The sequence below is a fragment of the Polaromonas sp. P1_F2 genome, assembly GCF_056405735.1.
Window position 1 is genome coordinate 220,604 of sequence record NZ_JBFUBN010000007.1, and the last position, 17,704, is coordinate 238,307.

General features: G+C 63.9%; 21 protein-coding genes. 9 read left to right on the top strand and 12 right to left on the bottom strand.

Annotated elements, in window-relative coordinates:
• Positions 1 to 28: 28 nt before the first annotated feature.
• The 4 genes from AC1D0O_RS15915 (at position 29) to AC1D0O_RS15930 (ending at position 3,352) form a co-directional block, all read left to right on the top strand.
• Positions 29 to 451, top strand: a complete 423-nt coding sequence (locus tag AC1D0O_RS15915) for a hotdog fold thioesterase (protein WP_477654479.1) — start codon at positions 29 to 31, stop codon at positions 449 to 451.
• A 337-nt stretch (positions 452 to 788) separates the two neighbouring features.
• The gene (locus AC1D0O_RS15920; RefSeq protein WP_477654480.1) at positions 789 to 1,898 is read left to right on the top strand and encodes an ABC transporter substrate-binding protein; all 1,110 of its coding nucleotides are present in this window, start codon (positions 789 to 791) and stop codon (positions 1,896 to 1,898) included.
• A gap of 57 nt (positions 1,899 to 1,955) precedes the next feature.
• Positions 1,956 to 2,261, top strand: a complete 306-nt coding sequence (locus AC1D0O_RS15925) for a hypothetical protein (protein ID WP_477654481.1) — start codon at positions 1,956 to 1,958, stop codon at positions 2,259 to 2,261.
• Positions 2,262 to 2,407: 146 nt separating this feature from the next.
• Positions 2,408 to 3,352, top strand: a complete 945-nt coding sequence (locus AC1D0O_RS15930) for a CysB family HTH-type transcriptional regulator (protein ID WP_477654482.1) — start codon at positions 2,408 to 2,410, stop codon at positions 3,350 to 3,352.
• A 6-nt stretch (positions 3,353 to 3,358) separates the two neighbouring features.
• On the opposite strand, the gene AC1D0O_RS15935 is transcribed toward AC1D0O_RS15930, so the two are convergent.
• Positions 3,359 to 3,925: a cob(I)yrinic acid a,c-diamide adenosyltransferase gene (locus AC1D0O_RS15935; protein WP_477654483.1), complete on the bottom strand. Its 567-nt coding sequence runs from the start codon at positions 3,923 to 3,925 to the stop codon at positions 3,359 to 3,361.
• Positions 3,926 to 4,129: 204 nt separating this feature from the next.
• On the opposite strand from AC1D0O_RS15935, the gene AC1D0O_RS15940 reads away from it, so the two are divergent.
• Positions 4,130 to 4,531: an EF-hand domain-containing protein gene (locus tag AC1D0O_RS15940; RefSeq protein ID WP_477654484.1), complete on the top strand. Its 402-nt coding sequence runs from the start codon at positions 4,130 to 4,132 to the stop codon at positions 4,529 to 4,531.
• A gap of 152 nt (positions 4,532 to 4,683) precedes the next feature.
• Entirely contained in the window at positions 4,684 to 6,108 is a 1,425-nt protein-coding gene (locus AC1D0O_RS15945) for an FAD-binding oxidoreductase (RefSeq protein WP_477654485.1), read from the top strand.
• Positions 6,109 to 6,435: 327 nt separating this feature from the next.
• Here AC1D0O_RS15945 and AC1D0O_RS15950 read toward each other — a convergent pair whose 3' ends face one another.
• The 9 genes from AC1D0O_RS15950 to AC1D0O_RS15990 all read right to left on the bottom strand — a co-directional run bounded on the left by AC1D0O_RS15950 (position 6,436) and on the right by AC1D0O_RS15990 (position 14,439).
• Positions 6,436 to 7,374, bottom strand: coding sequence for a ParB/RepB/Spo0J family partition protein (locus AC1D0O_RS15950; RefSeq protein ID WP_477654486.1), 939 nt, complete (start codon positions 7,372 to 7,374; stop codon positions 6,436 to 6,438).
• A gap of 50 nt (positions 7,375 to 7,424) precedes the next feature.
• On the bottom strand, positions 7,425 to 8,732 hold the full coding sequence (locus tag AC1D0O_RS15955; RefSeq protein WP_477654487.1) for a serine hydrolase domain-containing protein: 1,308 nt from the start codon (positions 8,730 to 8,732) through the stop codon (positions 7,425 to 7,427).
• A complete protein-coding gene (locus AC1D0O_RS15960) occupies positions 8,729 to 9,313 on the bottom strand; it encodes an RBBP9/YdeN family alpha/beta hydrolase (protein ID WP_477654488.1) in 585 nt (194 codons plus the stop codon). The genes AC1D0O_RS15955 and AC1D0O_RS15960 overlap by 4 nt, the downstream gene beginning before the upstream one ends.
• A gap of 83 nt (positions 9,314 to 9,396) precedes the next feature.
• The gene (locus tag AC1D0O_RS15965; RefSeq protein WP_477654489.1) at positions 9,397 to 10,167 is read right to left on the bottom strand and encodes a ParA family protein; all 771 of its coding nucleotides are present in this window, start codon (positions 10,165 to 10,167) and stop codon (positions 9,397 to 9,399) included.
• A 49-nt stretch (positions 10,168 to 10,216) separates the two neighbouring features.
• Positions 10,217 to 10,843: a LysE family translocator gene (locus AC1D0O_RS15970; protein ID WP_477654490.1), complete on the bottom strand. Its 627-nt coding sequence runs from the start codon at positions 10,841 to 10,843 to the stop codon at positions 10,217 to 10,219.
• A 171-nt stretch (positions 10,844 to 11,014) separates the two neighbouring features.
• On the bottom strand, positions 11,015 to 11,674 hold the full coding sequence (rsmG, locus tag AC1D0O_RS15975) for a 16S rRNA (guanine(527)-N(7))-methyltransferase RsmG (RefSeq protein ID WP_477654491.1): 660 nt from the start codon (positions 11,672 to 11,674) through the stop codon (positions 11,015 to 11,017).
• Positions 11,674 to 13,659, bottom strand: a complete 1,986-nt coding sequence (mnmG, locus tag AC1D0O_RS15980; protein ID WP_477654492.1) for a tRNA uridine-5-carboxymethylaminomethyl(34) synthesis enzyme MnmG — start codon at positions 13,657 to 13,659, stop codon at positions 11,674 to 11,676. The genes rsmG and mnmG overlap by 1 nt, the downstream gene beginning before the upstream one ends.
• 46 nt (positions 13,660 to 13,705) lie before the next feature.
• Entirely contained in the window at positions 13,706 to 14,200 is a 495-nt protein-coding gene (locus AC1D0O_RS15985) for a type II toxin-antitoxin system VapC family toxin (RefSeq protein ID WP_477654493.1), read from the bottom strand.
• On the bottom strand, positions 14,194 to 14,439 hold the full coding sequence (locus AC1D0O_RS15990; protein WP_477654494.1) for a type II toxin-antitoxin system Phd/YefM family antitoxin: 246 nt from the start codon (positions 14,437 to 14,439) through the stop codon (positions 14,194 to 14,196). Before AC1D0O_RS15990 ends, AC1D0O_RS15985 begins: the two co-directional genes overlap by 7 nt.
• A gap of 100 nt (positions 14,440 to 14,539) precedes the next feature.
• Here AC1D0O_RS15990 and AC1D0O_RS15995 point away from each other — a divergent pair, with 100 nt between their 5' ends.
• A complete protein-coding gene (locus tag AC1D0O_RS15995; RefSeq protein WP_477654495.1) occupies positions 14,540 to 15,130 on the top strand; it encodes an NADPH-dependent FMN reductase in 591 nt (196 codons plus the stop codon).
• A gap of 4 nt (positions 15,131 to 15,134) precedes the next feature.
• On the opposite strand, the gene AC1D0O_RS16000 is transcribed toward AC1D0O_RS15995, so the two are convergent.
• Both AC1D0O_RS16000 and AC1D0O_RS16005 read right to left on the bottom strand, forming a co-directional pair.
• Positions 15,135 to 15,764 (bottom strand): FMN-dependent NADH-azoreductase, encoded by a 630-nt coding sequence (locus AC1D0O_RS16000; protein WP_477654496.1) that lies wholly within the window; start codon positions 15,762 to 15,764, stop codon positions 15,135 to 15,137.
• Between the two features lie 22 nt (positions 15,765 to 15,786).
• Positions 15,787 to 16,110, bottom strand: a complete 324-nt coding sequence (locus AC1D0O_RS16005; RefSeq protein WP_436155579.1) for a DMT family transporter — start codon at positions 16,108 to 16,110, stop codon at positions 15,787 to 15,789.
• A 112-nt stretch (positions 16,111 to 16,222) separates the two neighbouring features.
• Between AC1D0O_RS16005 and AC1D0O_RS16010 the strand changes: the two genes are divergently transcribed.
• Together AC1D0O_RS16010 and AC1D0O_RS16015 are read left to right on the top strand one after the other, a co-directional pair.
• Complete coding sequence (locus AC1D0O_RS16010) at positions 16,223 to 16,609, top strand: winged helix-turn-helix transcriptional regulator (protein ID WP_477654497.1); 387 nt, start codon at positions 16,223 to 16,225, stop codon at positions 16,607 to 16,609.
• A gap of 93 nt (positions 16,610 to 16,702) precedes the next feature.
• Complete coding sequence (locus AC1D0O_RS16015; RefSeq protein ID WP_477654498.1) at positions 16,703 to 17,704, top strand: Bug family tripartite tricarboxylate transporter substrate binding protein; 1,002 nt, start codon at positions 16,703 to 16,705, stop codon at positions 17,702 to 17,704.

Below are 17,704 nucleotides of genomic sequence, written 5' to 3' on the forward strand. Positions count from 1 at the left end.
GACCGACATCCCGTGGAACCCCGACATCATGCGCATCTGGAAGCAGCCTATCTCTGTAGAACTACTCACCGCCGCCAATGCCGATACCGCGGTGACGCACCTGGGCATCGAGTTCCTCGAGGTCGGGGACGACTTCATACGCGCGCGAGTCCCGGTGGATCGCCGCACGGTGCAACCCTATGGTTTGCTGCACGGCGGCGTATCGGTGGCGCTGGCCGAAACCCTGGGCTCCTGCGGCGCGGCCTTTGCGGCGCCCGCAGGCCACCGCGCCGTGGGGCTGGACATCAACGCCAACCACCTCAAGGGCACGACCAGCGGCTGGGTCACCGGCATCACGCGGCCCGTGCACATAGGCCGCAGCACCCAGGTCTGGCAGATAGAGCTGCACAACGACGCGGGCGAACTGACCTGCGTCTCGCGCATCACGATGGCGATGCTGCGGCCGGAGTGACGCGGTTCAAGGTCCACATGGGGTGACGGCGCGCCGGCTTTGATGCCTGCTCACGCGCCAAGTTACTTATTGAAACGAATTACGGCCTCCGCACGGCCACCTCGGTTATGGCACCTGAATGGGTCCGCATCGCGGCACTCGTCAAGCACCCCTGTCTGGGTTTCCCAGGAGTTTTCCCTTTTAAAAACAACACAGTAGCTTGCGACGGCCACACGATTGAGGCTTGCATCCATGGGCTGCTCCATATTTTTTTTATCTTGAAAGTCCTTCCATCTCGTATTTGATCTTATGAGTGCTCCTTCGTATCGTTCGGCTCAATTAGGCGGAAAGGTAACAAATGGACACGAAAAACGCAAAACGATGGGTCGCGGCGCTATTAGCCGTCTTGTGTGGCGCGGGGCAGGCGCAGATCCTGATCGGCCAGACAGCCGGTTTCACCGGCCCCGTCGCCGCAGGCGTCAAGGAGAACACCGAGGGTGCGCGCCTGTGGCTGGATGCGGTGAACGCCAAGGGCGGGATCGCAGGCCGGCAGCTGGAACTGGTGTCGCTGGACGACAAATTCGATCCCAAGCTGGCCAGCGAGAACGCGCAGCAGCTGGCCGAGCGTGGCGCGATCGCCCTGTTCCTGACGCGCGGCACGCCCCCCACCGAAGCCGTGCTGCCGGTGCTGCTGGCCAACCACATGCCGCTGGTGGGCCCTTCCACCGGGGCGATGGTGCTGCACCAGCCGGTGAACCGTTATGTCTTCAATGTGCGCGCAACCTACCAGCGCGAAGCCGAGAAAGCCATCGAGCACCTGCACACACTGGGCATACAGCGCATCGCGCTGGTGCATGCAGACGACTCCTTCGGCCGTGACGGCCTGGAAGGCGCCAACAAGGGCTTCACGCAGGCAAAGCTGAAACCCACGGTGGTCCTCAAAGCCGACCGCAGCAAGCCGGACTACAGCCTGCTCGTCCCGCCCATCCTGGCAAGCGATGCGCAGGCCGTGCTGTGGATAGGATCGGCCAACGCCGTGGCCGAAGGGGTGAAGGCCCTGCGCGCCGCCAAGACGTCCGTGCGCGTGGTGACCTTGTCCAACAACGCATCGGCGGGCTTCGTCAAGGCGCTGGGGGAGCACGCGCGCGGCGTCATCGTCACGCAGGTCTATCCGTCCGAGCGTTCTTACGCTTACACGATGGTGCAGGAAGCCACGGAACTGGCCAAGGCCAAAAAGATCGCACTGTCGCCCGCCATCCTGGAAGGCTATGCCGCCGCCAAGGTGCTGGTGGAAGGCCTGCGGCGCGCCGGCAAGAACCCCACGCGCGAGACGCTGCTGGCGGCCCTGGAAGGCATGAAGCGTTTCGACCTGGGCGGGCTGGAGGTGAGCTTCGGTCCCGAAGACCATACCGGCCTGGAGTTCGCGGACCTCTCCATCGTGGACCGTGAAGGCCGCTTCGCGCGCTGAACGCCGGCCTTTTGAATCTTCCGCCGCATCAGCGCCCATCCACAAGTGAAAACCGCCATGGCATGGAAAAAGTCGCTGCACAGCTGGCTGCATGAGAGCGCCGAGGAAGCACCCAGGCAGCAGCTGGAGTCCTTGCGGTTTCTGGTCCAGGATGCGCTGTACCGATGCGAAGGGCCTATGTGCGAGCGCATGCGCTGGCGCATCGAAGAGGCCTACACCGCTCAGCAGCTGTGGCTGTTGCGCGGGGAGATATTCCAGCTGGTCGCGCGCCAGTTCTGCCAGGACGAGGCCGTGCGGCGCATCAACGCGCTGCTGCCCGCTTTCTCCGGCTGGCTGCCGAAGCGCATGCTGACGCGGGTCTAGGGCTGGTCCGCATTCCCTCGAGCACGAGCCTTAGGATGTTTTAGTGATTTAAAACGAACTAATCAGTCGTTCCCCAAATAAGAACGGCTGCCCACAATCCGGTGTTTTGACTTCTTCAACACCGCGCGCCGCGCGCCTTCGCCACCATGAATTTCCAGCAGCTGCGTTCGATGCGCGAGGCCGTGCGATGCAATTTCAATCTGACCGACGTGGCCAATGCCCTGCACACCTCGCAGCCCGGAGTCAGCCGGCAGATCCGCGAACTCGAGGAAGAGCTCGGCATTGAACTCTTTGTGCGCGCCGGCAAGCGCCTGACGGGCCTGACCGAGCCGGGCGCCCATGTGCTGCCCATCATCGAGCGCCTGCTGCTGGAGAGCAGCAACCTGAAAAAAGCCGGCCAGGAATTCATGGCCCAGCAAAGCGGCCTGCTGTCCATCGCCGCCACACACTCGCAGGCGCGTTATGCGCTGCCGCCCGCGGTGCAGGAGTTCCGCAGCCAGTTCCCCAATGTGAAACTGCATCTGCACCAGGGCTCGCCCAAACAGGTGGCCGACATGTTGATGTCGGGCGAGGTCGACGTGGGCATCGCCACCGAGGCGCTCAACGACTACCCCGAACTCGTCGCCCTGCCCTGCTACCGCTGGACGCACTCGGTCATCGTGCCGCCCGGCCACGCGCTGCTGGACGGCCCGCTCACGCTGGAGAGCCTGGCGCGCTTCGCGCTGATCACCTACGACACCGGCTTCACCGGCCGCTCGCACATCGACGGCGCTTTCACGCAGCGCGGCCTGTCACCCAACATCGTGCTGACGGCCATGGACGCCGACGTGATCAAGACCTATGTGCAACTGGGCATGGGTGTCGGCATCGTCGCCTCCATTGCGTATGAGGCCGAACGCGATACGGCCCTGCGCGCGCTCGACGCGGGCGCGCTGTTCGGCATCAACCTCACCAAGCTGGCGGTGCGCCGCGGCGGTTATCTGCGCGGCTATGTCTATGCGTTTATCGAATCGTTCGCGCCCACCTTGAACCGTGCCGTGGTCGAGAAAACCTTGAGCGATGAGCCGGGCGCCGCGAGCTATGACATCTAGCGTCTCTTATTCAGTCGCCGCGCGCGCCATTCGCTCGCTCTTCCAATAAACGTCGTCGCCGCCGTTCATGCGGTTAAGCACCCGCGACAGCACAAACAGCAAATCACTCAGGCGATTCAGGTACTGGCGCGGTGCTTCCTTCAGGGGCTCGGCCGCGCCCAGCGCCACCACGGCGCGTTCGGCGCGGCGCGCCACGGTGCGGCATACATGGGCCAGCGACGCGGCGCGCGAGCCGGCCGGCAGGATGAACTCGGCCAGGCGCGGCAGATGGGCGTTATGTTCGGCCAGCGCCTCGTCGAGCAGCGCCACGGCCTCGGGCTTGAGCAATTCAAAGCCGGGGATGGACAGCTCGCCGCCGAGGTTGAAGAGCTGGTGCTGCACCTCCACCAGCAGCTCGCGCACGCCGGCCGGCAGTTCTTCGCAGAGCAGCACGCCGATATGCGAGTTCAATTCATCAACGTCGCCCATGGCGTGAACGCGCAGGCTGTCCTTGGACACGCGTGTGTTGTCGCCCAGGCCGGTGGTGCCGTTGTCGCCGGTGCGGGTTGCGATCTGTGAAAGTCTGTTGGCCATGGTGCGAAGGCGCGTTGAAGGCGCTGTGAAGAAAGTCAATGGAGCAAAGGGACTAAAAAGGGACCAGGGCAGCGTTACGCCAGGCAAGAAAATGTGTCGTCGTAGCCCATCATGTGAGTGAGGCAACACCCTGAAAAACTGCTGGCCTGCTTGCGCCGCCTGCGTTGCAATGGCCGATTGTTCACTCTTTGAAGGATTCACCGCATGATCATGCACACGACAGCAACATCAACATCCGCTGCAAAACATTCAAAACATTCTATTCCCGGCTTTGAGTTGCGCAGCGTGTTGCTGGTGGCCGCATTGGCCGCGGGTGCCGCAGGCGCCGCGCGGGCCCAGACCGCCCCGCCTTCGCCGGCCAGCCCCAACAGCCCGCCCTCCCAGACGGCGCCCTCCGCCACCCCGGGCGCAGTCCCGCAAAACCGCACCACGCCCCAGGACGTCGAGGCGGCTTTCGGCCGCGCCGATGCCAACAAGGACGGCAAGCTGGACCGCCAGGAGGCCGAGCACCTGCCGGCCGTGGCGCTGCGTTTCGACCAGATCGACGCCAACCACGACTCCTTTATCTCGCTGGCCGAACTCACCAAGGCCGCGCTGGGTTCCTGATGATTCTTGCGGGGTGACCATCGCCCCGCTTTTTTCGCCTTCCACAACACCAGCACGCAGCTCCCCCCGCGGCCTTGGCTGCGGGCTCCGGCGCCTTCAGTGGCAGAAACTACGTACACGTCGTAAACTGTGCCACCGACCCGGAGACAACAATGAACGCCCCCCTTCCCCAGCACCTGCTCCCTGAAATCCAGCAACGTGAAACGCCCCAGGCATTGATCGACGCCCTGAAGGCCCGCTTTGCAGAGCGCTGCTCGACGGCCCTCGTGGTGCGCGAACAGCACGGCCGCGACGAATCCTCTTTCGCCGCACCGCCGCCCTCGGCCGTGGTGTTCGCCGAAAGCACGCAGGACGTGGCCGATGCGGTGAAGCTGGCCGGCCAGTACAACGTGCCCGTGATCCCCTTCGGCGTGGGCACCTCGCTCGAAGGCCACCTGCTGGCCGTGCAGGGCGGCATCAGCATCGACGTGAGCCGCATGAACAAGGTCTTGTCCATCAACGCCGAAGACCTGACCGTCACCGTGCAGCCGGGCGTCACGCGCAAGCAGCTCAATGAGGAAGTCAAAAGCACCGGCCTCTTCTTCCCGATAGACCCCGGCGCCGACGCGACCCTGGGCGGCATGAGCGCCACGCGCGCCAGCGGCACGAATGCCGTGCGCTACGGCACCATGCGCGAGAACGTGCTGGCGCTGGAAGTCGTCACGGCCAACGGCAGCGTCATACGCACCGGCACACGCGCCAAAAAATCATCGGCCGGCTACGACCTGACGCGCCTCATGGTGGGCAGCGAAGGCACGCTGGGCGTGATCACTGAAGTCACCGTCAAGCTCTACCCGCTGCCCGAGGCGATCTCGGCCGCGGTGTGCTCTTTCCCGAGCATCGAAGCCGCCGTGCGCACCACGATTGAGGTGATCCAGATGGGCGTGCCGATCGCGCGCGTCGAGTTGATCGACCACAACACCGTGCGCATGGTGAACGCGCACTCCAAGCTCTCGCTGCGCGAAGAGCCCATGCTGCTGATGGAGTTCCACGGCTCCCCCAGCAGCGTGAAAGAGCAGGCCGAGCTGGTGCAGGAGCTCGCCAGCGGCCACGGCGGCAATGCCTTTGAATGGGCCAGCACGCCGGAAGAACGCACCCGCCTCTGGACGGCGCGGCACAACGCTTACTTCGCGGCCATCCAGTCGCGGCCCGGCTGCCGCGCGATTTCCACCGACACCTGCGTGCCGATCTCGCGCCTGGCCGACTGCCTGCTCGAGTCGGTGGCCGAAGTCGATGCCAGCGGCATCCCCTACTTCCTGGTCGGCCACGTCGGCGACGGCAACTTCCATTTCGGCTACCTGATAGACCCGACGATTCCCAAGGAACGCGAAGTCGCCGAGGCGCTGAACCACAAGCTGGTGAGCCGCGCGCTGGCGCTGGAAGGAACCTGCACGGGCGAGCACGGCGTGGGCCTGCACAAGATGGACTTCCTGGTGACGGAAACCGGTGACGGCGCGGTCGACATGATGCGCACCATCAAACGCGCGCTGGACCCGAAGAACATCATGAACCCGGGGAAGATTTTCTCGCTGTCCTGAGAGCGGGCCAGGTCTTACTCAGGCTTGCGCGCCCTCGCCCTCCTCTAAGACCTGCTGGCCGGGAGTGGCCCGGCGGCCAGTAACTTTGTTTTGCTTCGCCAAAAGAAAGTCACCAAAGAAAAGGCGACCCTGGTTGCTGCGTCCCTTCGCTGCGCTACGGGCAACCTGCGGTGCTCGAGCCAAGCGGGGTCAAAAACAACTCGCTTCGCTCAAACAAGTTTTTGCCCTGATCCGCTTGTCTCTGCGCTCCTCGGCCCAGCCAGGACGGGGCAATCGGGAGCGAGGACACGGGGGCGGAAGACGAATACTGGGGAAACTTCCAGCCTGCTATTTGCCGCCGCGCAACCGCTCTATGAGCCCGTTGAGTTCGTCCATCGAAGCGAACTGGATGGCCACCTCGCCCATATCTTCGCGCCGGCCGTTGCGTTTGACCTGTTTTTTGACGCGCACTTCCACGTCGGCCATCAGCAGGTCGGCCAGTTCTTCCTCGACACGGCGCGTGTCGCGGGATTTTTCCTTGGTGGCTTTTTGCGGCTTGAGCGAGAACTCGGCGCTGAGTTTTTTGACCAGGCTTTCGGCCTCGCGCACCGACATCTTTTTGGCGGAAATCTGGTTGGCCGCGGTGATCTGTGCGGCGCGGTCCAGGACCAGCAAGGCGCGTGCATGGCCCATGTCCAGGTCGCCGGCCATCAGCATGGTCTGCACCGGGTCGGCCAGGTTCAGCAAACGCAGCAGGTTGGAAGCTGCGCTGCGCGAGCGGCCCACGGCCTGCGCGGCGAGCTCATGCGTGAGGCCGAACTCCTTGACCAGGCGCTGCAGGCCATGCGCTTCTTCGAGGGGGTTCAGGTCTTCGCGCTGGATGTTTTCGATCAGCGACATGGCGGCGGCCGACTCGTCGGGCACGTCGCGCACCAGCACCGGCACGCTGTCCAGGCCGGCGAGTTTTGCCGCGCGGAAACGCCGCTCGCCGGCGATGATTTCATACTTGCCGTCGTTGCTGCCGGAGGTCAGGCGCCGCACCAGGATGGGCTGCATGATGCCCTGCACCTTGATGGATTCGGCGAGCTCGTAGAGCGCGCCCTCGTCCATGCGCGTGCGCGGCTGGTACTGCCCGGCGACCATGTCTTCCAGCCGCAGTGAGGCCGGCAGGCCGGGGCTGTTGGCCGTGCTGCTGGCGTTCTCAGCGTCAGTCGCGCTTTCGCTGACCTTGGGGCCCAGCAGTGCTTCAAGTCCGCGGCCCAGGCCTTTGGGTTTTTTCGTGACCATGTTTTCTTTTCCTTCAATTCGTCAATGTTTATGTATGTATGGCGCAGTGTTCAGGGGGGCGTGAGGCTGCCACCCAGGGACTGCAGCACGCCGCGCCACAGGGCGTCGCGCTCTTCGTAAGGTTGTGCGTCCTGCTTGCCGCTGGCCTGCTCCCAGGCCGAGGTCATCACCAGCACGATGCCGGTGGAGGGCTGCACATAGACCGTCTGGCCGTGGATGCCCTGCATGGCGAAAGTGCGCGACCGCATCGGCATGAGCCAGAACTGGTAGCCGTAGCCAAAGTAGGGCGTGGCCGTGCGCGGCTTGAATGCCGGCGGCTGGCGTGTTGCGTCGGTGGCGTCCAGCAGGTAGTCCAGCGGCAGGACCTGCAGCGCGCCCGGCTTGCCGGTGGCCTTATCGATGGCACGGCCGTCATTGGCCAGCAACTGCCCCAGCCGCGCCCAGTCGCGCAGGCTGGCGTTGAAGCCGCCGAAGGATTGTTCCTGCCCATCGCTGGAAACACGCCAGAAGGCATCGTGTTCGGCGCCCATCGGTTTCCACAGCCACTCGGTCGTAAGCTCGGTCATGTTCTTGCCGGTGGCGGCCACCACCACGCGGCCCAGCACGTCGGTCTCACCGCTGGCGTAAACAAATTTTTCGCCCGCGGGGGAATGCCGGTCGGTGATGGACTTCAGTACATCCACCGGTTTGCCAGCGCCCAGTGCGCCGGCGCTGGCACGCGACAGACGCGCGATGTCGTCCTTGCCGTCGTAGCGTTCGGTAAACGTCAAGCCAGAACTCATGCGCAGCAGCTGCCGAACGGTGGTGGCGCCATAAGGGCTGCCGGCGAGATCTTTGACGTATTTCTCGGCCGGGTCGTCGAGCGAGGCAATCAACCCCATCGAAAGCGCCTTGCCGATGAGCAGCGAGGTCACGCTCTTGGCCATCGAGAAGGACAAAAACCGCGCGTCGTCCTTGCGGCCGTAGCGGTAATGCTCGGCGATGATTTCGCCGTTTTTCAGAATCAGCAGGCCGGTGGTGCGCTGGCGGTCCAGGTAGTCGGCCAGCGTGTAGTTGGTGTTCTTGTAGCGGTAGCTGATGGACGCGGGGCTGGCCGCGCGCGGCAGTGGGCTGGCTTCGGCCGGGCGCGCGACCACGCGGACCCGCACACCGGGCACCTTGTCCATGGCCGACCAGGAGCCGACACGATAAGGATTGCTGTACCAGGTGCTGGTGTTGCCGAGGGGGTAGCCCTGCGCCTTGCCTAGCAGCTCTTCGTCGGGCTCGGCGTGCAGTGAGGCACTTGCCCAGGCCGCCAGCACTACCAGGGCAATTTGCAGGCAACGCGCGCGCGGGCGAGGGTGAAAAAATGAGCTCATGGCCGGGGCGTGATGTTGGGTGAAGGCTCGATGGCCGGGGAAGTCAGCTCCTTGAGCTGGAGCAGCCGCAGGTAGGCTTCTGGCCAGTCAGCCAGGCCACTGTCGGCGTTGAGGTGGCCGCGCGGTCCGGCGTCCACAAAGCTCGAGCCCCAGGACGCCGCGAATTGCCGCGCCCGCCCTGCCCCGCAGAAAGGGTCGTCGCTGCTGGCGAACACCACGCTGTCAAACGGCAGTTTTTGCAGCGGCACCGGTGCCCAGCTGGGCAGCATCTCGCGCACGTCGTCACGTTCCACGTCGGGCGGCGCGACCAGCAGCGCGCCCTTGACGCGGTGAACATTCCGCGAATGGCTGGCCCAGGCCGCCACCAGCATGCAGCCCAGGCTGTGCGCCACCAGCACCGCGGGCTCGTCGCAGGACAGCAGCACGTCTTCGAGGCGCGCCGTCCAGTCGCCGCGCAGCGGATGCATCCAGCTGTGCTGCTCCACGCGGGTGTAGCCGTCGGCCTCTTCCCACAGGGTTTGCCAATGGCCGGGGCCGCTGTTTTTCCAGCCGGGAAGTATGAGGACGTTGCGGGGGTTCATGCTCGGGAAGATCGGCAACACTGATTTGCTATTAAATTAATAGCTGAAAGTTGCCTGTTTTCGGGGACTTTCAGCCGCCCACCTTACATCACCTTGATGCGGTCGACCATCTCTTCGGCGAAGGTGACAAAGGCCTGCGCGCCCCTGGAGGCCGGGTCGAACACCACGCCGGGCAGGCCGTAGCTGGGCGCTTCGGCCAGTCGTACGTTGCGCGGAATCACGGTGTTGAAAACCTTGTCGGCGAAGTGTTCCTTGAGCTGGTCGCTGACCTGCTGCTGCAGGGTGATGCGCGGGTCGAACATCACGCGCAGCAGGCCGATGATCTGCAGGTCCTTGTTGAGGTTGGCGTGCACCTGCTTGATGGTGTTGACCAGGTCGGTGAGGCCTTCGAGCGCGAAGTACTCGCACTGCATGGGCACGATCACGCCGTGGGCGCAGCACAGGCCGTTGAGGGTCAGCATGCTGAGGGATGGCGGGCAGTCGATCAACACGAAGTCATATTGGCTGTCGACTTCGGCCAGCGCGAGCTTGAGGCGTTTTTCGCGGCGCTCGACGTCGACCAGCTCAACCTCGGCGCCGGCCAGTTCGCGGTTCGCGCCCAGCACGTCGTAGCCGCATTTCTCGCTGTGCACACGCGCCTCGGCCACCGAAGCGGATTCGAGCAGCACGTCGTAGACCGTCATCTCCAGCTTGCGCTTGTCCACGCCGGAACCCATGGTCGCATTGCCCTGCGGGTCCAGGTCAATCATCAAGACCCGCTGGCCGACTTTCGCCAGGCCCGCGGCCAGGTTCACTGTCGTTGTCGTCTTCCCTACCCCACCCTTTTGATTGGCTACGCAGAATATTTTGGCCATGTGTGTTTTTAGTTTTTGTTCGAAAGAGGACGCGAAATGCGATGACGGCTTACTTGGAGACCGCGAGCTTGAGGCCGAAGCCGATCAGGAAAACGCCGGCCAGCTTGTTCAGCACGACCGTGATTTTGGGGTTGGCGCGTATGCGTTCGGCCAGGTGGTAGGTGATCATGACCGAGCACAGGCCGTACAGGAAAGTCAGACCGGCAATCGTGGCCGCCATCACGGCAAAAGTCTTCAGGCCCTGGTGCTGGGCCGGATCGACAAACAGCGGGAAGAAAGCCATGTAAAAAACAATCGCCTTGGGATTGAGCAGGGTGATCATCATGGCCTGCTGAAAGTAGTGGCGGGGCTTGATGTTCAGCAGCGGCGCGTCGCCGGGCTTGGCCATCAGCATCTTGATGCCCAGCCAGGCCAGGTAAATGGCGCCGGCCCACTGGACGATATGGAAAGCCGTGGGGTAAGCCGCCATGATGGCCGACACACCAGCCACCGCCGCCCAGAGCAAAACCTGGTCGCCGGCGATCACGCCGAAGGTCGCACCCAGGCCGCCCGCGATCCCGCCCTTGCTGGTCGAGGTGATCAGCGCCAGGTTGCCCGGGCCGGGAATCAGCAGAAACACAATGATCGCAACGACAAAAGCGCCGTAGTCGGCAATGCCGACGAATGAGCCCAACATGGAGGTTCTCCAGAAAGTAGAGAGGAGGAAGCGCGAGTGCTCGAGTTTACGACAGGGGTGTGCCGCCGGAATGCCAAAGGAGGCCGATCAGGCCCGATTCGGCGTCCGCGAAGGTTTCTTTTTGTGCCCGAACAACGGGCCGGGCGGGATCAAGCTCCCGACCCACCCGGTTCAGGCGTTGGTTTTTTCCCGCATCCAGACAATGCAGCGCTCGGCATTCAGCCCCGGAACCTGCAACTGTTCCACGTGAAACACTTCAACCCCGGCCGGCAAGGCGGCGATTTCGTCGGCCGGGTGTTTGCCCTTCATCGCCATCCAGGCACCCTGCGGGGCCAAGGCAGCGGCGGACCAGTTGGTGAAATCCACCAGCGAAGCGAAGGCCCTGGAGCAAATCACCTCAAACGGCGTGGTGATGGTTTCGACCCGGGCATGCAAACCCGAGAGGTTGGGCAGCTTGAGCGCCAGCGCCGCCTGCTTGATAAAAGCGGCTTTTTTGGCGACCGTGTCCACGCAGGTGACCGCCACTTCCGGACAGCAGATGGCGATGACGACGCCCGGAAGGCCGGCGCCTGACCCCACGTCCAGCAAGCGGGCGCCCTGCCCCAGCCCGGTTTTTTGCAGATGGCGGCGCAGCGGCAGCACCGCGGCCAGGCTGTCCAGCAGGTGATGGGTCATCATTTCCGCCGGATCGCGCACGGCCGTCAGGTTGTAGACCTTGGTCCATTTGCCGATCAAGTCCTGGTAATCCAGCAGCTGGCCGACCTGGACATCGCCCAGGTCCAGCTGCAGCGCCTTCAGGCCGGCGCGCAATTCCTGTTCACCGGCCCGCATCAGGCTTGGGCTTTTTCGGAAGAAACGTCAGCCGCCTGGAGCGGAACCGTGTTTTTCCACAGGTTCTTTTTCAGGTGCACCAGCAGCAGGGACACGGTGGCCGGTGTGATGCCCGAGATGCGCGAAGCCAGCCCCAGGGTTTCGGGCCGGTGTTTGGCCAGGGTCTGGCGTGCCTCAAAACTCAGGGCCGTGACCTGCAGGTAATCCAGGTCGGCCGGCAGTTTGAGATTTTCGTAGTGGGCGGCGCGCTCGACCTCGGTCTTTTGCAGGTCGATGTAGCCGGCGTATTTGGCCGTGATTTCGATCTGCTCGATCACGCTTTTGGCGATGTCGTCGCTGGCTGCGGCTTCGGCCGCCAGTTCGGGGTTGGCATACTTGCCCTCCTCCAGCGACATCAGCCCGGCATAGTTCACGTCCGGGCGGCGCAGCAGGTCGAGCAGGTTGTACTCCCGTTCGATGGATTTGCCCAAAACCCGTTCGGCTTCAGCCACCGGCAGGTTGTTGGGGTTGACCCAGATCGCCCGGAGCCGGGCTGTTTCACGTGAAACAGTGTCGCGCTTGCGGTTAAAGGCGTCCCAGCGGGCGTCGTCGACCAGGCCCAATTCCCGGCCTTTTTCGGTCAGGCGCATGTCGGCGTTGTCCTCGCGCAGCATCAGGCGGAACTCGGCCCGGCTGGTGAACATGCGGTAGGGCTCGGTCACGCCCTTGGTGATCAGGTCGTCGACCAGCACGCCCAGGTAGGCTTCGTCACGCTTGGGAAGCCAGGCATCCTTGCCCTGGCATTGCAGCGCGGCATTGACGCCGGCGAACAAGCCCTGGGCCGCCGCTTCTTCATAACCGGTCGTGCCGTTGATCTGGCCGGCGAAGAACAGGCCGCCAATCGCCCGGGTTTCAAAGCTGGATTTCAGCGCCCGCGGGTCGAAGTAGTCGTACTCGATGGCGTAGCCGGGCCGCAGGATGTGGGCGTTTTCCATGCCGGCCATGGATCGCACCAGCTCGTATTGGATGTCGAAAGGCAGGCTGGTCGAGATGCCGTTGGGATAGATTTCGTGGGTCGTCAGGCCTTCGGGCTCCAGGAAAATCTGGTGGCTGTCCTTGTCGGCGAAGCGGTTGATCTTGTCTTCGACGCTGGGGCAGTAGCGCGGCCCGACGCCGTCGATCTTGCCGGTGAACATGGGGCTGCGGTCAAAACCCGAGCGGATGATGTCGTGCGTGCGCTCGTTGGTATGGGTGATCCAGCAGGACATTTGCCGCGGGTGGGCGATGCCGCCACCCATAAAACTGAACACCGGCACCGGGCCTTCGATCCCGCCGGGCATGCCGTCGCCGGGTTGTTCGGTGCACTTGCTGAAGTCAATCGTGCGGCCGTCGATGCGCGGCGGCGTGCCGGTCTTGAGTCGGCCCTGCGGCAGCTTGAGCTCCTTGAGCCGGCTCGACAGCGAAACCGCTGGCGGGTCGCCGGCCCGGCCGGCCGAGTAGTTGTTGAGCCCGACGTGGATCTTGCCGTCCAGGAAAGTCCCGGCCGTGAGCACCACGGTGCGCGATCGGAACTTGATGCCGACCTGCGTGACGGCGCCGACCACCCGGTCGCCCTCCACCATCAGGTCGTCGACCGCCTGCTGGAACAGCCACAGGTTGGGCTGGTTCTCGAGCTTGCGGCGGATGGCTGCCTTATAAAGAATCCGGTCGGCCTGCGCCCGGGTCGCACGCACGGCCGGCCCCTTGGAGCTGTTCAGGATGCGGAACTGGATGCCGCCTTCGTCGGTGGCCAGCGCCATCGCGCCGCCCAGGGCGTCCACTTCCTTGACCAGGTGGCCCTTGCCGATGCCGCCGATGGACGGGTTGCAGCTCATCTGGCCCAGCGTCTCGATGTTGTGCGAGAGCAGCAAAGTCTTGCAGCCCATGCGGGCCGAAGCCAGGGCGGCCTCGGTGCCGGCATGGCCGCCGCCAACCACGATCACATCAAATTCTTGGGGGTAAAACATATCCAACCTTTGGGCCTTGCGACCAGCTACTCACTCTATTAACTTCTCAGCTCTCGATCAATTCGGTGGCCAGGCCCATGCCGCGCGCCACCTGTGCCTGGCGCCGGTCCGCCGTGACGAACAGGTCCACCCGGCTGGCCAGTGCGCTGCCCACATGCAGGGCGTCCATGCCGCGCAAAGGGCCCTGCTCCATCGCGGCAAAAGCGAAGCGCTCGACATGCGCGTCCAGCGGGACCAGGGTCATGTCGGCCACGTCGCGTTGCGCGGCCGCCCAGGCCCGGTCAAATTCCGGTGCCGGCAAGCTGCCATCGCGCCTGCGCCTGAGCAGCGCGGAGGCCACCTCGGTCTTGCAGTGCGCCGCCACCAGCAGTTCGCTGGCCGCCTCGAACAACATCAGCACCCGGTCGCGCCCGGCTTCGCTGGCATAGCGCTTGGTCAGCGCCGAGGCATCAAACATCAGCCGCGCTTCGCCGTCGCGCGCCGCCGCCCGGGTGGCGGTAGCGGCCTGTGCCGCATAAGCGGCTTGCGCCTTCTTCACCATGGTGATTCATTCCGCTCGTCGAGCACCGCCTGTGACAGCGATACGCCGGGCGGCAGGACCACGGGTTCGAACGGGGTTTTCCAGCTCGGTACTTTGGCGGCGTCTTCTTCGGCCTTGAGAGGCACCAGTTCAGCCACCGGCTTGCCGTGCCTGAGTATGCGGACGGTTTCGCCCTGCTCCACCAGGTCAAGCATGGCAGATGCGTGGGCGCGGAATTCACTGAGAGCAATGGTATGCATTTTGTACAAATTTCAATGTTTTGTACATTTTAACGGGTTCGTGCTTGCAAGGCACCCTGCACGCAGTTTTTCACCCTGCGGCCTGTGGTGAAATCGGACGATGACCGCCCCCCAAAAACTCCTGATCTTCGCTGGCAGCATCCGCCAGAACTCCTACAACCGCAAACTGGCCCATGTCGCGGCTGCCCTGGCGCGCGCCAGCGGCGCCGAAGTCACCCATATTGAACTGGCGGACTACGACATCCCCATGTACAACGCCGACCTTGAGGCCAAAGGCACGCCGCCCGACGTCATGAAACTCAAGCAGCTCATGTACGAACACCCGGCCTGGATCATCTGCTCACCCGAATACAACGGCAGCTATACCGCCCTGCTGAAAAACACCATCGACTGGGTCTCCAGCCCGGTCAAGAGCGACCCGGCCTGGCATGAAGGCTTCAAGTCTTTTACCGGCAAGGTGGTGGGCGTGCTCAGCGCCTCACCCGGCGCCTTGGGCGGCCTGCGTTCGCAAAGCCACCTGGTGCCGCTGCTGCTCAACGCGCAGTGCTGGGTGGCGCCCAAGGCTTTTGCCCTGGGCCGCGCCGCCGATGCGTTTGATGTCGACGGAAAAATGGGCAACGAAGCGCACGTGAAGAACGTGCAGGCCGTGATCGACCAAGTGCTGTTCGCCAGCGCCCGGCTGACGGCCTGACTAATTAAAGAATTGAGGCCAGGGCACGCGCGCGTTCCATCGCACCAGCCTTGGTCGCCGCCAGCTCCTCGGGCGCCACCAATGTCGGCGCGGCACTGATTTCCGCGTCGACCGCGACATCCAGAAAACGCAGCCAGCGCCGCATATACGGCTTCTGGAAATCCGAATCGTCTTCATCAGGCTGCAGCGGGTAAGCGCCGGCGCTCGAATACACCAGTGTCGCGCGCTTGCCCGGCAGCAGGGCCTGGTAGCCGGCCTGCCGCGACCAACTCCAGTTCTGCCCCGGCAAGGTCACCACGTCGATGAAATGCTTGAGCCGGTAAGGGATGCCGAAATTCCACATCGGCAGGCTGAAGATGTAATAGTCGGCCGCATTGAAGCGCTGCGACACCGCCACCGCACGCGCCCACAGCGCCTGCTGCGGAGCGCTCGCATTCTGCGCGCGCAAGACGGCGAACTTGGCGGCAATCATGTCGGCGTCAAACGGCGGCAAATCAATATCCCAGACATTGATCGTGTCCACTGTGTCCTCAGGATGCGCCTCGCGATACGCCTCCAGCCAGGCAGCAGCCACGGTGCTCGAGGTTGATGCGGCCCGCATCGGCGAGGCTTCTATAAAGAGCAGATGGGTCATGGTTTTCTCCGTGCCGGCTTCATCACGCCGTGCCGTCCAGCAGGCGCAGGCCCACCATGCCGGCCACCACCAGCGCCACGCACAGCAGGCGCAGCGCCGAGGCGCTCTCGCCCATCCAGAGGATGCCGATCACGGTCACGCCGACCGAGCCTATGCCGGTCCAGATCGCGTAGGCCGTGCCCACCGGCAAGGTCTTGACGGCATGCGTCAGAAAGAAAATGCTGGCGCCCGCCGCCGCGACGCCCAGCACGCTGGGCAGGAGCCGGGTCCAGCCCTGTGAGGATTTGAGGAGCAAGGCCATCGCGATTTCGACGATGCTTGCGGCGAGTAGATAAAACCAGGCCATGGAGGTCGTTCTTTCGGTAACAGGGTTAAGAGGGTTAAAGAGGGAAAAAATCAAAGAGCCGCCAGCTTAGGTTTACGATTACCCATAGACAAGTACGCACCTTCTGGTAACCATGACAATTCCCCACGACCTCCCCGCCGATTCCTCAACTGTGTTTAGCCAGGCCTGCCCCTCGCGCCAGGCGCTGGAGCTGGTCGCCAGCAAGTGGGCGCTGCTGGTGATCCCGGCGCTGGCCGAGGGCCCGGTGCGCAACAACGAGCTGATGCGCAAGATCGAAGGCATTTCACAAAAGATGCTGACGCAGACGCTCAAGGAACTGGTGCGCAACGGCCTGGTCCTGCGCTTTGACCGCCAGACCGTGCCGCCCCATGTGGAATACCAGCTCAGCGCGCTGGGCCAGTCCCTCAGCGAAACCCTGATCCCGCTCGACAACTGGGCCGAGCGCAACCACCAGAGCCTGAAGGCCGCGCGCGAACGCTTCGACGCATCCTTCATGTAGCGCATGGGGTTAGCCTCATTAGCGGAATCACGTAGCGGCACACCTCGCGTACGGTCCTATATTGGACCAACGACAACGATCCGGAGACATCAGATGAAACAGACGAACACGCGCCGCGGCGCATTGCAATTCGGCCTCAAGGCCGGCGGCGCACTGGCCGCGGTCTCGGCCTTTCCGGGGCTGCTGCACGCGCAGGCCGGCTGGCCCAGCAAACCGATACGCCTGCTGGTGCCTTTCGCGCCCGGCGGCAGCTCGGAAATCGTCGCGCGCTCGGCCGCCAATGAACTGACCAAGAGCCTGGGCCAGACCGTGTTTGTCGAAAACAAGCCAGGCGCCAGCGGCAACATCGCAATGCAGGAATGCGCGGCCTCCACCGACGGACACACCATCATCCTGGGCCACATTGGCACCATGGCGGTCAACCCTTTCATCTTCGACAAGCTGCCTTTCGACACCAACAAGGACTTCAAGCCCATCTCGCTGCTGGCCAAGGTGCCCAGCCTTTATGTGATCAATGCCAGCGTGCCGGCCAACAACCTGAAAGAGTTCATCGCCCTCGCCAAAGCCAAACCGGGCCAGCTCAACTACGGCTCGGCCGGCAACGGCAGCGCCGGCCACCTGGCGTTTGAATACCTGAAGATGGCCACCGGCATTTTTGTGCTGCACGTGCCCTACCGCGGCACCGGCCCGCAACTCACCGACCTGCTGGCCGGCCGGCTTGAAGCCGCCAGCGTGGGCGCACCCGCCATCCTGGCGCACATCAAGTCGGGCAAGCTGCGCTGTATCGCCACCGGCACCAAGGAACGCCTGCCCCAGCTGCCCGACGTGCCCACGGTCGCCGAAAGCGGCTATCCCGGTTTTGAAATGACCCAGTGGTACGGCCTCAACGCCCCGTCCAACATGCCGCAGGCCAACATAGACCGCATCGCCGAAGCCTGCAACAAGGCCATGCGCAACCCGCAGGCCACCGAGCGCCTGCGCGGCGACACGGCCCTGCCCATAGGCGACACGCCGGCGCAGTACGGCGCCTTCATCAAGACCGAGCAGGCGCGCTGGAAGCTGGTCGCCGAACGCGCGAAAATCAAGCCTGACTAA

Coding starts and splice junctions, on each gene's coding strand:
- AC1D0O_RS15945 (WP_477654485.1), top strand. CDS start 4,684: ATGAACGCCCCCCTTCCCCAGCACCTGCTCCCTGAAATCCAGCAACGT.
- AC1D0O_RS15960 (WP_477654488.1), bottom strand. CDS start 9,313: ATGAACCCCCGCAACGTCCTCATACTTCCCGGCTGGAAAAACAGCGGC.
- AC1D0O_RS15995 (WP_477654495.1), top strand. CDS start 14,540: ATGACCGCCCCCCAAAAACTCCTGATCTTCGCTGGCAGCATCCGCCAG.
- AC1D0O_RS15930 (WP_477654482.1), top strand. CDS start 2,408: ATGAATTTCCAGCAGCTGCGTTCGATGCGCGAGGCCGTGCGATGCAAT.
- AC1D0O_RS15985 (WP_477654493.1), bottom strand. CDS start 14,200: ATGGTGAAGAAGGCGCAAGCCGCTTATGCGGCACAGGCCGCTACCGCC.
- AC1D0O_RS15915 (WP_477654479.1), top strand. CDS start 29: ATGCGCATCTGGAAGCAGCCTATCTCTGTAGAACTACTCACCGCCGCC.
- AC1D0O_RS15950 (WP_477654486.1), bottom strand. CDS start 7,374: ATGGTCACGAAAAAACCCAAAGGCCTGGGCCGCGGACTTGAAGCACTG.
- AC1D0O_RS16005 (WP_436155579.1), bottom strand. CDS start 16,110: ATGGCCTGGTTTTATCTACTCGCCGCAAGCATCGTCGAAATCGCGATG.
- AC1D0O_RS15940 (WP_477654484.1), top strand. CDS start 4,130: ATGATCATGCACACGACAGCAACATCAACATCCGCTGCAAAACATTCA.
- AC1D0O_RS15925 (WP_477654481.1), top strand. CDS start 1,956: ATGGCATGGAAAAAGTCGCTGCACAGCTGGCTGCATGAGAGCGCCGAG.
- rsmG (WP_477654491.1), bottom strand. CDS start 11,674: ATGCGGGCCGGTGAACAGGAATTGCGCGCCGGCCTGAAGGCGCTGCAG.
- AC1D0O_RS15990 (WP_477654494.1), bottom strand. CDS start 14,439: ATGCATACCATTGCTCTCAGTGAATTCCGCGCCCACGCATCTGCCATG.
- AC1D0O_RS16010 (WP_477654497.1), top strand. CDS start 16,223: ATGACAATTCCCCACGACCTCCCCGCCGATTCCTCAACTGTGTTTAGC.
- AC1D0O_RS15955 (WP_477654487.1), bottom strand. CDS start 8,732: ATGAGCTCATTTTTTCACCCTCGCCCGCGCGCGCGTTGCCTGCAAATT.
- AC1D0O_RS15935 (WP_477654483.1), bottom strand. CDS start 3,925: ATGGCCAACAGACTTTCACAGATCGCAACCCGCACCGGCGACAACGGC.
- AC1D0O_RS16000 (WP_477654496.1), bottom strand. CDS start 15,764: ATGACCCATCTGCTCTTTATAGAAGCCTCGCCGATGCGGGCCGCATCA.
- AC1D0O_RS15970 (WP_477654490.1), bottom strand. CDS start 10,843: ATGTTGGGCTCATTCGTCGGCATTGCCGACTACGGCGCTTTTGTCGTT.
- mnmG (WP_477654492.1), bottom strand. CDS start 13,659: ATGTTTTACCCCCAAGAATTTGATGTGATCGTGGTTGGCGGCGGCCAT.
- AC1D0O_RS16015 (WP_477654498.1), top strand. CDS start 16,703: ATGAAACAGACGAACACGCGCCGCGGCGCATTGCAATTCGGCCTCAAG.
- AC1D0O_RS15920 (WP_477654480.1), top strand. CDS start 789: ATGGACACGAAAAACGCAAAACGATGGGTCGCGGCGCTATTAGCCGTC.
- AC1D0O_RS15965 (WP_477654489.1), bottom strand. CDS start 10,167: ATGGCCAAAATATTCTGCGTAGCCAATCAAAAGGGTGGGGTAGGGAAG.